Here is a 13735-nt window from a genome sequence, read left to right on the forward strand (position 1 = left end):
TCGCGCCGTGCAGAAACAGCACCTCGTCGGTGAACAGTTCGCGCAGATAGCGCTGCAGGTGTTTGCCCATTTCGGCGTACTGCGTGAAGATCAGCGCGCGATCCTCGGTGCTGTACACCTCTTCCAGCATCTCGGTCAGCCGGGTCAGCTTGCCGCTGCGGCCCTGCAGCGCTTCCAGGCCGAGCGCCTCGCCCTCCTTGAGGAAGTGCGCCGGGTGGTTGCAGATCTGCTTGAGGCCGGTGAGCAGCTTCAGCACGAGTCCGCGCCGGGCGATGCCGTCGGAGGAGGCGATCCGGTCGAGGGTCTCGCGGGTGAGCGCCTCGTAGAGCGCGGCCTGGTCGGTGGTCAGCGAGACGGGCAGGTCGGTCTCGGTCTTGGCGGGCATTTCGGGGGCGACGCCGGGGTCGGACTTGCGGCGGCGCAGCAGGAACGGGCGCACGACCTTGGTGAGGGTGTCGTCGGGTCGCGGCCAGCGGGCGCGGAACGCGCGGTGGGTGCCGAGCAGGCCCGGTGTCGTCCAGTCCAGGATGGACCACAGCTCCGGCAGCGAGTTCTCCACCGGCGTGCCCGAGAGCGCGACGCGGGCGGCGGCGGGGATGCGGCGCAGTGCCTTGGCGGTGCCGGAGTGCGGGTTCTTGACGTGCTGGGCCTCGTCGGCGACGAGCATGCCCCAGTCGTGCTGCCGCAGGGTTTCGGCGTCCAGGCGCATGGTGCCGTAGGTCGTGAGGACGACGCCGGAGGTGGCGAGCGTCCGGTGTGGACCGTGGTAGCGGGTGACCGGGGTGCCGGGGGCGAAGCGGCGGATCTCGCGTTCCCAGTTGCCCAGCAGCGAGGCCGGGCAGACGACGAGCGTCGGGTGCGGGTGGTCGCGGTGCAGGTGCAGGGCGATGAGAGTGATGGTCTTGCCCAGGCCCATGTCGTCGGCGAGGCAGGCGCCCAGGCCGAGGCCGGTCAGGTGGGCGAGCCAGCGCAGGCCGTGCAGCTGGTAGTCGCGCAGCCGCGCCCGCAGCGCGGCGGGCTGACCGATCTCGGGGATGTCGGCGATGGCCGCGGTGAGGCTGTGCGGGGCGACGTCGACGCGGTCGCCGTCGATGACCGCGGTGCCGGTGAGCGCGGCGGTGACGGCCTGGACGGCGGTGATCGGCTTGAGCGCGCGCCGGACCCTGGCGCGCAGCGCGGGGTCGACGAGGACCCACTGGTCGCGCAGCCGCACGAGCGGGCGGGCGGCCTCGGCGACGAGGTCCCGCTCGGCGTCGGTGAGCGCGTCGCCGCCGAGGTCCAGCTGCCAGCGCAGCGAGAGCAGGCCGCCCGCGTCGAAGCGTCCGCTGTGCTCGCCGATGACGGCTTTCGCGGACAGCGTGGTGGTGAGGTCGCGGGGCCAGTGGACCTCGATGCCGGTGCCGAGCAGCTCGGCGACCTCGTCGTCGGTGAGGTCGGCCCGGTCGAGCAGGCGCTGCAGCGGAGGCCAGCCGAGGCGCGCGATCGCGCGGACGGCGGCGAGCTCGCGGCCGGAGCCCCGCACGTCGCGCGGGTGGGGGTCGGTGACGGCGCGGACCTGCACGATGCCGCGGAACCGCTGGTCGTCGGTGGTCTCGACGCGCACGGACAGGGTGATCTGCTCGTCGGCCCACGCGGCCAGCCCCGCAACGTCGTGGACCTCGGTGCTCGCGAACGGTCCGTCGCCACCGCCGCGGGGCAGCGCGTCGGCGACGGCGTCGAGGAACCGGCGCAGCTCGTCGTAGTCGCCGTGGGCGGCGAGCCGGCGCAGGTGCAGCTCGTCGGCGTGGTCGAGCGGCCCGACGCGCCAGGTGTCGTGGTGCGCGGGCGTCACGCCGGGGACGATGCGGCCGCGGGCGACGAGGGTGAGCGCGGTCGCGGCGGCCACACCCCAGTAGTCGTCGCGCCGCAGCACCTCGGGCAAGGCTTCGAGCAGCGGTTTTCCGTCGAGCTGACCGAGTCGGGGCGGGTCGGCGGGCGTGAACACACCTTGTACCGTACAGCATACGGTACGGTAGGGTCGGCTGGTGATCGAACACACGGGCAGCGGTGACCCGGCGCGGACGCTGGCGTTGCTGTGGCGCACGCAGGAGCGGACCAGCCGCCGGGGCAAGCCGGACCTGAGCGTGGACCGCATCGTGCGGGCGGGGATCGCGCTGGCCGACGCCGACGGGCTCAAGGCCCTGTCGATGCGGCGCGTGGCCGAGTCGCTGGGTGTGGGGACGATGTCGCTCTACACCTACGTGCCGGGCAAGGGCGAGCTCGTCGACGTCATGGTCGACACCGTGCAGGCCGCCACCGGCCGCGAACTGTCGGACGGCTGGCGCGCGCATCTGGTGTACGTGGCGCGGGAGAACCTCGCCCTGTACCGGCGGCACCCGTGGTTGTTGCAGGTGGCGCCGTCGCGGACGGTGCTGGGGCCGCAGGTGGCGGCGAAGTACGACTTCGAGCTGCGCGGCCTGGAGGGCGTCGGCCTGTCCGACGTGGAGATGGACTCGGTGCTGAACCTGGTGCTCGGGCACGTGCAGAACTCGGCGCGGGGCCTGACCGCGGCGGCGGTGACCGAGAAGGAGACCGGGCTGACCGACCGGCAGTGGTGGGACGCGGCGGCGCCGTTCCTGATGACGGTGTTCGACCCCGCCCGCTACCCCGTCGCCGCCCGCGTCGGCGGCGCCGTCGGGGAGGCGCACCAGAGCGCGTTCAGCCCGGAGCACTCGTTCGAGTTCGGGCTGGAGATGATCCTCGGCGGCGTGGAGCGGCTGGTGCGGTCGCGCGGTTAGTTACGCGTGGGTGACACCTCGCGGGATGCGTCGCCAATCCGCACGTGGTGTCCTCCGGTTGCCTACAGTTACGCCACGCCGATCAACCTGCCGTGGGAGGCCCGCTCGTGGTGATCGACTCGCAGCCGCGGCAGGCGCTGGTGCGCCGGGTGACCGGTCTGGCGCGGTCGACCCCGGGCCGGCTCGGCCTGATCGTCGTGGTGCTGGTCGTCGCGGGCCTGGCGAGCGGCTGGCTGTCGACGTGGAGCGTGAACCGGCAGGAACGGGCGCTGGAGGACCTGGCGACCCGGTCCGAGCCCCTGGCCCACGCGGCGCAGGAGGTCTACCGGGCGTTGCAGGACGCCGACGCGACGGCGGCGAGCGCGTTCCTGTCCGGCGGCCTGGAACCGCCGCAGCTGCGGGAGCGCTACGAGAAGGACATCGCGCAGGCGCAGGCGGCGCTGTCGGTCGCGACGGCCTCCTCCCCCGACCTGACGACGACGCTGTCGGCGCAGCTGCCGGTCTACACCGGCCTGATCGAGACGGCCCGGGCCGGCAACCGGCAGGGCTTCCCCGTCGGCGCGGCCTACCTGCGCGAGGCCTCCGGCCTGATGCGCACCCAGCTGCTGCCGGCGGCGCAGGAGCTGTACCGGGCGGAGACCGACCGGGTCGGCAAGGCCCAGGACGAGGCGGACTTCCCGCTGGTGCCGGTGCTGGTCGCGCTGGCGTTCGTGGTCGCGCTGGTGCTGGCGCAGGGCTACCTGACCCGCAAGACGAACCGGCTGCTCAACGTGGGCCTGCTGGTCGCGACGGGCGCGGCGGTGCTGTCGCTGCTGTGGGTGACGACGGTGTCGGTGCTGGTGATGAACAACGTGTCGGACTCGCGCACGGCGTCGGCGAAGGTCGACGTGCTCGCGCAGGCGCGGATCGCGACGCTGACCGCCCGCGGCGAGGAGACGCTGACCCTGGTCGCCCGCGGCGCGGGGCAGAGCTACGAGAAGAACTTCGTCGAGGTCTCCGAACGCCTGCAGGGCCTGCTGGAGCAGGCGCGGCGCCTGGACGACACCGAGGCCGTCGGCCAGGCCACCACGCACTTCCGGCAGTGGCAGCAGGTGCACCAGCGCATCCGCGAGGCCGACGACGCCGGCCAGTACACCGAGGCGGTGGCGTTGATCGGCGACCCGGCGTTCGACTCGCTGGACCAGGACCTGGTGCGCTCGATCGGCGAGGCGCGGCAGGACTTCAGCGACGAGGTGGCGGTGGCGCGGACGTCGCTGGCGGGCACGGTGGCCGGGGTGGTGGTGCTGGCGTTGGTCGGCGCGACCGGGGTGACGACGGGGTTGTGGCAGCGGCTCAAGGAGTACCGGTGAGGAGACTGGCACTGGCGGGTGTGCTCCTGCTGGGCGCGTGCACGGCGGGCCCAGCTCCGAGCGAGGTCGTCCCCCGCGGCGCCCCGGCCCCGCAACCGGCGGGCGCGAGCACCGTGACGGCGGCGCCGAGCAGCCGGCCGGACCCGGCGCCGTCGTGCGACGCCACGGCGAGCCTGCGGCCGGGCGCGCTGCCGGCGGCCGGGCAGATGCCGGCGGGGTCGACGATGGAGCGGATCGTGCAGCGCGGCCGGTTGATCGCCGGGGTCGACCAGAACTCGTACCTGATGGGGTTCCGCAACTCCTTCACCGGCGAGATCGAGGGCTTCGACGTCGACGTGGCGCGGCAGATCGCGAAGGCGCTGTTCGGGGACGAGAAGAAGGTGCAGTTCAAGGTCGTCACGTCGGCCGAGCGGATCCCGATGCTCAAGAGCGGCGCCGTGGACGTCGTCGTGCGCACGATGACGATCACCTGCGACCGGCTGCGCGACGTCGACTTCTCGCAGGTCTACTACCAGGCCGGGCAGCGGGTGCTGGTGCGCCGCAACTCCGGCATCGGCGGCGTGGAGGGGCTCGCGGACAAGCGGGTGTGCGTGGCGTCGGGGTCGACGTCGCTGGGCAACGTCGTGACCAGGGCCGGGACGACGGTGAGCGTGCCGAACTGGACGGACTGCCTGGTGATGCTGCAGCAGGGGCAGGTGGACGCGATCTCCACCGACGACACCATCCTGGCGGGTCTGGCGGCGCAGGACCCGTACACCGAGGTGGTGGGGTCGCGGTTCACCGACGAGTCGTACGGGGTGGGGATCCCGAAGGGGCAGGAGGACCTGGTCCGGTTCGTCAACGGCGTGCTGGAGCGGATGCGGTCCGACGGGACGTGGCGCGGGATCTACGACCGGTGGCTGGGCAGGCTGGGCCCGGCACCGGCGCCGCCCGCCGGTCGTTATCGGGACTAGGGGGTCGAGATGGCTGACGAGGTGGACCTGCCCGAGACGGGGCCGTCGACGGCACCGGGCACCGCGCCCTGGTCGGCGTCGCAGGAGGCGTCGCGTTCCAGTTCGGGACGGGTGCGGCGCGGCAGTGCGCGGTCGATGAGCCGGGGCCGGTTGGGCGCGGGACTGGTCGAGGTGCCGCGGGTGCCGTACCGGGACCCGGCGACGGCGGTGCTCGAGCACCCCGAGGTGCCGGAGGCGAAGCGGTTCTGCTCGCGGTGTGGCAAGAAGGTCGGGCGGGCGAGGGACGGCAACCCGGGCCGGGTGGAGGGGTTCTGCCCGCAGTGCGGGCACGCCTACTCGTTCACGCCGAAGCTCGCGCCCGGTGAGGTGCTGCACGACCAGTACGAGGTGCTCGGGTGCCTGGCGCACGGCGGCCTGGGGTGGCTGTACCTGGCGCTCGACCACGCGGTGAGCGACCGGTGGGTGGTGCTCAAAGGCCTGCTCGACTCGGGTGACGCCGACGCGATGGCGGCGGCGCTGGCGGAGCGGCGGTTCCTGGCCGAGGTCGAGCACCCGAACATCGTGAAGATCCACAACTTCATCCGTCACGAGAACGGCGCCAGCGGCAAGCTCGTCGAGTACATCGTGATGGAGTACGTCGGCGGCGAGTCCATCAAGGACATGATCACGCGCCGGCGCCGGGAGGGCCGCGGGGACGAGGCGCTGCCGCTGGCGCAGGCCATCGCCTACGTGCTGGAGATCCTGCCGGCGATGGGATACCTGCACGGGGTGGGGTTGCTGTACTGCGACTTCAAACCGGACAACATGATCCACACCGAGGAGCAGCTCAAGCTGATCGACCTGGGCGCGGTGCGGCGCATCGACGACCACCACTCCCCCATCTACGGCACGGTCGGCTACCAGGCGCCGGAGATCGGCACGATCGGGCCGTCGGTGTTCTCCGACGTGTACACGGTCGGGCGGGCGCTGGCGGTGATGAGCTTCCCGTTCGACTTCCGCGGCACGTGCAAGGACCGGCTGCCCTCGGCGCAGGAGCAACCGCTGCTGGCGCGGTTCTCCTCGTTCCACCGGTTCCTGCTGCGCGCCACGAACCCGAACCCGGAGCTGCGGTTCTGCAGCGCCGAGGAGATGGCCGAGCAGCTCACCGGCGTGCTGCGGGAGGTGCTGGCGCTGCAGGACGGCGTGCCGCGGCCGGGCCTGTCGCGGCAGTTCACGCCGGAACGCCGCCGCTTCGGCGTGGAGGGGGAGCTCGACCTGCGGGAGGTGGCGCTGGCGTTGCCGGCGCCGAGCGTGAGCACCTCGGACGCGGCCGCGTCGTGGCTGGCGACGGCGACGACGTCGGACCCGGCGGGCCTGCGCAAGGCACCGGAGGTGACGGTGGAGGTGCGGCTGCGGATCGTGCGGGTGCTGATCGAGTCCGGCGACACCGCGGCGGCGCTGCGGGAGCTGGAGGCGCTGACGGCGCCGTCGATGTTCGACGAGCCGGAGCTCGACCCGGCGGAGGACTGGCGGCCCGACTGGTACCGGGGCCTGGCGGCGCTGGTGGACCGGCGGCCCGGTGACGCGCTGGGGTTCTTCGACGCGGTGTGCTCGGCGGTGCCGGGCGAGGCGGCGCCGAAGCTCGCGCTGGGCGTGTGCGCGGAAGCCGTCGGCGACGGCGGGGCCGCGGCCGGCTGGTACGAGCTGGTGTGGCGCACGGACCACTCGTACGTGTCGGCGGCGTTCGGTCTGGCGCGGGTGCTGCTCGCGTGCGGTGACCGTGCGCGAGCGGTCGAGGTGCTCCTGTCGGTCCCGGACACATCTTCACAACACTTGCCGGCGCAGATCGCGGCGGTGCGCGCGCAGCTCGGCGACTGCGCCGCCGAGGACCTCGTCGCGGCCGGGGAACGGTTGCGGGACTTGGACATCGACGTCGCGTCGCACACGCAGCTGTCGGCGGAGGTGCTGGAGGCGGCGTACCACTACGTGACCCGCAATCAGGCCGCCGAGGGCAGGGTGCTGGACTGTGCACTCTCCGAACACGAGCTTCGGCTGGGTCTGGAGCGTCGCTACCGCACGCTCGCCCGGTTCGCTGCCACGCCGGAGGAACGGATCGCATTGGTGGACCGCGCGAACGCGGTAAGGCCTAGGACGTTGGTTTGATGGACACCCTGAAGTGCCCGGAGTGCTTCGCGCCCGTCGCGCCGGAAGACCGGTTCTGCGAGGCGTGCGGGCGCAACCTGCTGGTCCGCCGCACGCCGCTGGGCGGGCCGACCGGTCCCGCGCAGGCGTCGTGCATCCTGTGCGGCTCGCCCGACATCGACGACGAGGACTACTGCACCCAGTGCGGCCGTCACCAGCCTTCGGCGCGTGACCGGGTCGAGTACGCGCTGGGACCGGTGTCCGGTGTGTCGGACCGGGGCAAGCGCCGGGCCCGCAACGAGGACTCGATGGCGTTCGGCACGGTCGCGGGCAAGGGTGTCGCGGCGGTGGTGTGCGACGGCGTGGCGTCCTCGGAGCGGGCCGAGCAGGCCTCGCAGGCCGCCGCGGACGCCGCGGTGGACGTGCTGATCAACGCGTTGATCGACTCGGCGGACCCGGAGCAGGCGATGGTCGACGCCGTCGCCGCGTCGTGCTTCGCGGTCGAGCAGCTGGTGGAGGCCGAACCGGTGGAGACGGGCGGCCGGGGCGTGGCGCCGTCGTGCACGTTCGTGTCCGCGCTGGTGACCGGCGACTCGGCGACGATCGGCTGGGTCGGCGACAGCCGCGCCTACTGGCTGTCGGCGGAGGGCTCCAAGCAGCTCACGACGGACGACACGTGGGCGGCGCAGCTGGTCGCGGAGGGCGTGCTGACCGAGGAGCAGGCGCGCACGGACCGCCGCGCGCACGTGCTGTCGCGGTGGATCGGCGCGGACGCGGGCCCGGTGGTGCCGCAGGTCGTGACGCTGCCGCTGACCTCGCCGGGGGTGTTCCTGCTGTGCTCGGACGGGCTGCACAACTACCGGCCGGAGCCGCAGGACCTGGAGCCGCTGCTGGGGTCGGGTCCGGAGGAGTACGTGAAGGTGGCGCTGGACGCGGGCGGCCACGACAACATCACCGTCGTGCTGGTGCCGTTCGCACCGGCCGACTGAGCTCGGGGAGACGACGAGAGTGACTGCTGGGCGCGGGACGACCGTGGACGTGAGGACCGCCGACGGTGTCGCGGACGCCTACGTGGCGCATCCGGACGGCGACGGTCCCTTCCCCGCCGTGCTGCTGTACATGGACGCGTTCGGCCTGCGGCCGCACCTGGAGACGATGGCCGACCGGCTCGCGGCGGCCGGCTACCTGGTGCTGGTGCCGAACGTGTTCTACCGCGCCGGCCGGGCACCGGTGGTCGAGCTGCCCGACTACATCGACCCGGCGGCCAGGCCCGGGCTTTTCGAGCAGATCATGCCGATGCTGCGGTCGCTGACGCCGCAGCGGCTGATGAGCGACGCGCGGGCGTACCTGGAGTGGCTGGCCGGCTCGCCGCTGGCCGCCGACGGCCCGGTCGGGATCACCGGCTACTGCATGGGCGCCGGGCTGGCGCTGCGCACGGCGGGCACCTACCCGGACCGGGTGGCCGCGGCGGCGGGCTTCCACGGCGCGCACCTGGCCTCGGAGGCGGACGACAGCCCGCACCTGCTGGCCGGCAGCGTCACGGCGGAGCTGTACTTCGCGCACGCCGACCAGGACTCGGCGATGCCGGTCGAGCAGATCGACCGGCTGGAGAAGGCGCTCACCGAGGCCGGTGTGACGCACCGGTGCGAGGTCTACGCGGGCGCGCACCACGGCTACACCCAGGCCGACACGGCCGCCTACGACGCCGAGGCCGCCGAGCGGCACTGGACGGAGCTGCTGGCGCTGTTCGAGCGCACGCTGCGCCGGAACTGACCTTCCTCACCCACGTGGTCACGGGCCGTTGAGAGGGCCGGTGTTGATCGCGGTGGCGGTGGTTGTCACCATCGTCGCCGTGGTCTTCGCCTTTCAGCGCAAGCTGGTCTACTTCCCCTCCCCCGGTCCGCTGCCGTCCGCCGGGGAGGTGCTGGCCGGTGGCCGGGACGTCCGGCTGGTGACGGCCGACGGCCTGCTGCTCGACGGCTGGCACTTCGAGGTGCCGGACGCGCCGGCGACGGTGGTCGTGTTCCCCGGCAACGGCGGCAACCGCGAAGGCCGGGCACCGCTGGCCCGTCAGCTCACGGCGCGGGGCCTGTCGGTGCTGCTGTTCGACTACCGCGGTTACGGCGGCAACCCGGGCAAGCCCACCGAGGAGGGCCTGACCTACGACGCGCGGGCGGCGCTGGACCTGGTCGACGGGCCGGTGGTGTTCTTCGGCGAGTCGCTGGGCGCGGCGGTGGCGGTCGAGCTCGCGACCCACCGGGCGCCGAAGGGCCTGGTGCTGCGCTCGCCGTTCACGTCGCTGGCCGCGGCCGGATCGCACCACTACCCGTGGCTGCCGGTGAAGATGCTGTTGCAGGACAAGTACCCGCTGCTGGAGCGGGTGTCCGCTGTGGACGTGCCGACGGTGGTGCTGCTGGGCACGGCGGACTCGGTGGTGCCGCCCGCGCAGAGCCGCGAGGTGGCGACGGCGGCACGGGCGAAGCTCGTCGAGATCGCCGGCGCCGACCACAACGACGAGGTGCTCACCTCGGGCCCGCAGGTCGTCGACGCGATCGTGTCGGTCAGCTAGGCGCGATCTCGCCGGAGCCGCGCGGCACGAGCGATGCGGGCACGACGGCGTGCACGGGCGGTGAGGTGTCGCCGTCGATGCGGGCGAAGACGAGCTCGGCGGCTTTGCGGCCGATGCCGGGGACGTCCTGGCGCACGACGGTGATGCCGGGGTCGAGCATGTCGGCGAGCGGGAAGTCGTCGAACCCGATCACGGCGACGCGGCGGTGCAGGTCGTGGGCGCGCAGCACGCGCATGGCGCCGACGGTGACGAGGTTCTGGGCGGTGAACAGGGCGGTGGGCGGCCGGTCGAGGCCGAGCAGCGCGGCGGTGGCGGCAGCGGCGAGGTCGGCGCCGTGCAGGTCGGTGCGCACGAGCTCGCCGCGCAGCGCCACCCCGGCCCGGGCGAGGCCTTCGAGGTAGCCGGTGTAGCGCTCCTGGCTGGTCCACAGGGTGCGGCGGTCGCCGAGGAACGCGATGTCGCGGTGGCCGAGCGCGGCCAGGCGCAGCACGGCGTCGCGGGAGCTGTCGCGGTTGGTGGTGGTGACGCAGTCGGTGCCGCCGAAGGTGGGCGGCCGGTCGACGAGCACCATCGGGGTGCCGCGTTCGCGTTCCTGCTGCAGGGCGTCCTGGTGGCCGCCGGCGGCCATGACGACGACGCCGTCGACGCGGCGCCCGGACAGCGACAGCAGCAGTTCGCGTTGCAGGGCGTGGTCGTCCTCGTTGCTGCCGGCGAGCACGAGGACGCCGCTGTGGCGGGCGCGGTCCTCGACGGCGCGCAGCAGGGCCGCGTCGAACGGGTTGGACAGGTCCTCGAACAGCACGCCGATGGTGGCGCTGCGCCGGTCGGAGCGGCGCAGGCTGCTGGCGGTGAGGTCGGGCCGGTAGCCGAGGGTGCGGGCGGCGGCGCGGACGCGGTCGGCGACCTCGGTTCCGGCGCCGGGCAGGCCGTTGATGACGCGGGAGACGGTCTTGGTGCTGACCTTGGCGAGCGCGGCGACGTCGCGCATGGTGGGTTCGCGTCTGCCGGCTGCGGGGTCCATGGCCACGTCCTTTGGACTCTTGCGTCAACGATGACGTGAACGGTATACCCGATCAGGTCCACGCGTAGCTGCTCTTCCGTTACTCACGGTGAGACTGCGGAGTGTTGGCTACGTCAACGTTGACGTAGGAGTTGTCATGCGCAGAACTGTCGGGGTTGTCGGCGCAGCGGCGTTGCTCGTGCTCACCGCGTGCGGAGGTGGTGGCTCGTCCGGCGGCGGGTCGACACTGGTGGGGCTGGTCACGAAGACGGACACGAACCCGTTCTTCGTGAAGATGAAGGAGGGCGCGCAGCAGGCGGCGTCGTCCTCGGGGGCGACGGTGCAGTCGTTCGCGGGCAAGCAGGACGGCGACAACCAGACGCAGGTCGATGCGGTGGAGAACCTGATCGCGTCGGGCGCGAAGGGCATCCTGATCACGCCGAGTGACTCGAAGGCGATCGTGCCGTCGGTGGACAAGGCGCGGGCGGCGGGTCTGCTCGTGATCGCACTCGACACGCCGCTGGAGCCGGCGAGCGCGGCGGACGCGACGTTCGCGACGGACAACTTCAAGGCCGGTCTGCTGATCGGGCAGTGGGCGAAGGCGACGTTCGCGAAGAACGGCAAGCAGGCGAAGATCGCGCTGCTGGACCTCAACCCCAACCAGGTGTCGGTGGACGTGCAGCGCGACCAGGGGTTCCTGGAGGGCTTCGGCGTCGACGTGAAGGACCGCAACCGCATCGGCGACGAGTCCGATCCGCGGATCGTGGGCCACGACGTCACCAACGGCGATCCGGCCGGCGGCCGCACGGCGATGGAGAACCTGCTGCAGAAGGACCCCGGGATCACGCTGGTCTACACGATCAACGAGCCGGCGGCGGCGGGCGCGTACGAGGCGTTGAAGGCCGCGGGCAAGGAGAAGGACGTCGTGATCGTGTCGGTCGACGGCGGCTGTCCGGGCGTGAACAACGTCAAGGCCGGGGTGATCGGGGCGACGTCGCAGCAGTACCCGCTGAAGATGGCGCAGCTGGGCGTGGAGGCGGTCACGAAGTTCGCGCAGGACGGGTCGAAGCCGCAGAACACCGACACCGGCGTCACCCTGATCACCGACCAGCCCGCGGACGGCGTCGAGTCGAAGGACTCGGCGTTCGGTCTGCAGAACTGCTGGGGCTGAGCCGTGACGGCCGTGGTGCAGGCCCCCGCGGAGCGGGACCGGTCGGTGCTGGGACGGGTGCAGCACGTGCTGCACGCGCAGGCGACGATCGGCCCGGCGGTGGTGCTGCTGGTGGCGGTGGTGGTGTTCGCGCTGCTGTCGGACCGGTTCCTGACGCCGGGCAACATCTCGCTGGTGCTGCAGCAGGTGGCGGTGGTGGGGACGCTGGCGGTGGGGCAGACGATCGTGATCCTGACGGCGGGCATCGACCTGTCGTGCGGGGCGGTCATGGTGCTGACCTCGATCGTGATGGCGAAGGTGGCGGCGTCGACGGGCCTGCCGGGGGTGCCGGCGCTGCTGCTGGGGTTCGCGGTCGGCACGCTGTGCGGGCTGCTCAACGGGCTGCTGGTGACGCGGCTGAAGCTGCCGCCGTTCATCGTCACGCTGGGCACGCTCAACGTGTTCTTCGCGGTGAACCTCTGGTACTCCGGCAGTGCCACGATCCGCGGCACGGACATGCCGGCGCTGCTGCTGTGGACGGGGCAGACGTTCACCGTCGGCGGCACGCGCATCACCTACGGCTCGATCCTGCTGGTGGTGCTCGTGGCGGTGATGGCGTTCGTGCTGAAGAACACCGCGTGGGGCCGGCACGTCTACGCCACCGGTGACGACGTCGAGGCGGCGCGGCTGTCCGGTATCCGCACGACACGGGTGCTGGTGAGCGTGTACGCGACGGCGGGGCTGATCTACGCGCTGGCGGCGTGGACGCTGATCGGCCGGATCGCATCGGCCAGCCCGCAGGCGGGGCAGACCGACAACCTGGACTCGATCACGGCGGTGGTGATCGGCGGGACGTCGCTGTTCGGCGGCCGCGGCGCGATCGTGGGGTCGCTGCTGGGCGCGTTGATCGTCGGCGTGTTCCGCAACGGCCTGGCCCTGGCGGGCGTGGACGTGCTGTGGCAGACGATGGCGGTGGGTGTGCTGATCATCGTGGCGGTGTCGCTGGACCAGTGGATCAGGAAGGTGAGGGCATGACCACGCCGATCCTGAAGGCCACGGGCCTGGTCAAGCGCTACGGCAGGGTGACGGCGCTGGCGGGCTCGGACCTGGAGCTGCTGCCGGGCGAGATCCTCGCGGTGATCGGCGACAACGGCGCGGGCAAGTCGTCGCTGATCAAAGCCCTGTCCGGGGCGGTGGTGCCGGACGAGGGCGAGATCTTCCTCGACGGTGAGCCGGTGTCGTTCTCCACTCCCCTGGACGCCCGGCGGGCGGGCATCGAGACGGTGCACCAGTCGCTGGCGGTGTCGCCGTCGCTGGACATCGCCGCGAACCTGTTCCTGGGCCGGGAACGCCGGCGGCCCGGGGTGCTGGGGTCGGTGCTGCGCATGCTCGACCGGCAGGGCATGCGCGACGAGGCGCGCCGGCAGCTCGACGCGCTGGGGATCATGACGATCCAGAACCCCGGTCAGGCGGTGGAGACCCTGTCGGGTGGTCAGCGCCAGGCCGTGGCGGTGGCGCGGGCGGCGGCGTTCGGCAGCCGGGTGGTGATCATGGACGAACCGACCGCGGCGCTCGGGGTGCGGGAGTCGCGTGCGGTGCTGGACCTGGTCCTGCAGGTGCGGGAGCGGGGGCTGCCGGTGATCCTGATCAGCCACAACATGCCGCACGTGTTCGAGGTGGCCGACCGCATCCACATCCAGCGCCTCGGGCGCCGCAAGGCGGTGGTGGACCCGAGGTCGGTGTCCATGTCGGACGCGGTGGCGATCATGACCGGGGCGCTGGAACCACCGGAGTAGCCCGTGGGGTGCGCGATCTC

At 72.5% G+C, this 13735-nt stretch carries 12 protein-coding genes; 10 read left to right on the plus strand and 2 right to left on the minus strand.

Annotation, left to right across the window (positions count from 1 at the left end):
• Nucleotides 1-1984, minus strand: a 1984-nt coding sequence (locus tag VF330_RS38085; protein ID WP_330856592.1) for a DEAD/DEAH box helicase, incomplete at its 3' end; no start/stop codon positions are given.
• Nucleotides 1985-2021: 37 nt separating this feature from the next.
• Between VF330_RS38085 and VF330_RS38090 the strand changes: the two genes are divergently transcribed.
• From VF330_RS38090 to VF330_RS38120, 7 genes are all read left to right on the plus strand, one after another.
• Nucleotides 2022-2777 (plus strand): TetR/AcrR family transcriptional regulator, encoded by a 756-nt coding sequence (locus tag VF330_RS38090; protein ID WP_330856623.1) that lies wholly within the window; start codon nt 2022-2024, stop codon nt 2775-2777.
• Between the two features lie 107 nt (nt 2778-2884).
• Nucleotides 2885-4126 (plus strand): hypothetical protein, encoded by a 1242-nt coding sequence (locus VF330_RS38095; protein WP_330856593.1) that lies wholly within the window; start codon nt 2885-2887, stop codon nt 4124-4126.
• On the plus strand, nt 4123-5079 hold the full coding sequence (locus VF330_RS38100; protein ID WP_330856594.1) for a glutamate ABC transporter substrate-binding protein: 957 nt from the start codon (nt 4123-4125) through the stop codon (nt 5077-5079). The genes VF330_RS38095 and VF330_RS38100 overlap by 4 nt, the downstream gene beginning before the upstream one ends.
• Nucleotides 5080-5088: 9 nt before the next feature.
• Nucleotides 5089-7221 (plus strand): serine/threonine-protein kinase, encoded by a 2133-nt coding sequence (locus VF330_RS38105; RefSeq protein WP_330856595.1) that lies wholly within the window; start codon nt 5089-5091, stop codon nt 7219-7221.
• The gene (locus VF330_RS38110; protein WP_330856596.1) at nt 7221-8189 is read left to right on the plus strand and encodes a PP2C family serine/threonine-protein phosphatase; all 969 of its coding nucleotides are present in this window, start codon (nt 7221-7223) and stop codon (nt 8187-8189) included. The genes VF330_RS38105 and VF330_RS38110 overlap by 1 nt, the downstream gene beginning before the upstream one ends.
• A 49-nt stretch (nt 8190-8238) precedes the next feature.
• Nucleotides 8239-8973, plus strand: coding sequence for a dienelactone hydrolase family protein (locus VF330_RS38115; RefSeq protein WP_330856597.1), 735 nt, complete (start codon nt 8239-8241; stop codon nt 8971-8973).
• A gap of 79 nt (nt 8974-9052) precedes the next feature.
• Nucleotides 9053-9769: an alpha/beta hydrolase gene (locus tag VF330_RS38120; RefSeq protein WP_330856598.1), complete on the plus strand. Its 717-nt coding sequence runs from the start codon at nt 9053-9055 to the stop codon at nt 9767-9769.
• On the opposite strand, the gene VF330_RS38125 is transcribed toward VF330_RS38120, so the two are convergent.
• Nucleotides 9762-10790 carry a LacI family DNA-binding transcriptional regulator gene (locus VF330_RS38125; RefSeq protein WP_330856599.1) on the minus strand — a complete coding sequence of 343 codons (1029 nt, stop codon included), beginning with the start codon at nt 10788-10790 and terminating at the stop codon, nt 9762-9764. The genes VF330_RS38120 and VF330_RS38125 overlap by 8 nt on opposite strands.
• A gap of 136 nt (nt 10791-10926) precedes the next feature.
• On the opposite strand from VF330_RS38125, the gene VF330_RS38130 reads away from it, so the two are divergent.
• The 3 genes from VF330_RS38130 to VF330_RS38140 are packed head-to-tail and all read left to right on the plus strand — an operon-like array spanning nt 10927 to nt 13715.
• Nucleotides 10927-11940, plus strand: coding sequence for a sugar ABC transporter substrate-binding protein (locus VF330_RS38130; protein WP_330856600.1), 1014 nt, complete (start codon nt 10927-10929; stop codon nt 11938-11940).
• Between the two features lie 3 nt (nt 11941-11943).
• The gene (locus VF330_RS38135) at nt 11944-12954 is read left to right on the plus strand and encodes an ABC transporter permease (RefSeq protein ID WP_330856601.1); all 1011 of its coding nucleotides are present in this window, start codon (nt 11944-11946) and stop codon (nt 12952-12954) included.
• Complete coding sequence (locus VF330_RS38140) at nt 12951-13715, plus strand: ATP-binding cassette domain-containing protein (protein ID WP_330856602.1); 765 nt, start codon at nt 12951-12953, stop codon at nt 13713-13715. The genes VF330_RS38135 and VF330_RS38140 overlap by 4 nt, the downstream gene beginning before the upstream one ends.
• Nucleotides 13716-13735: the final 20 nt, after the last annotated feature.

Source organism: Lentzea sp. (assembly GCF_036380075.1).
In the GTDB taxonomy this organism is placed as follows: domain Bacteria; phylum Actinomycetota; class Actinomycetes; order Mycobacteriales; family Pseudonocardiaceae; genus Lentzea.

Excerpts from the sequence above, each read along its gene's own strand:
- VF330_RS38130 (WP_330856600.1), top strand. The coding sequence starts at position 10,927 with ATGCGCAGAACTGTCGGGGTTGTCGGCGCAGCGGCGTTGCTCGTGCTC.
- VF330_RS38140 (WP_330856602.1), top strand. The coding sequence starts at position 12,951 with ATGACCACGCCGATCCTGAAGGCCACGGGCCTGGTCAAGCGCTACGGC.
- VF330_RS38125 (WP_330856599.1), bottom strand. The coding sequence starts at position 10,790 with ATGGACCCCGCAGCCGGCAGACGCGAACCCACCATGCGCGACGTCGCC.
- VF330_RS38110 (WP_330856596.1), top strand. The coding sequence starts at position 7,221 with ATGGACACCCTGAAGTGCCCGGAGTGCTTCGCGCCCGTCGCGCCGGAA.
- VF330_RS38105 (WP_330856595.1), top strand. The coding sequence starts at position 5,089 with ATGGCTGACGAGGTGGACCTGCCCGAGACGGGGCCGTCGACGGCACCG.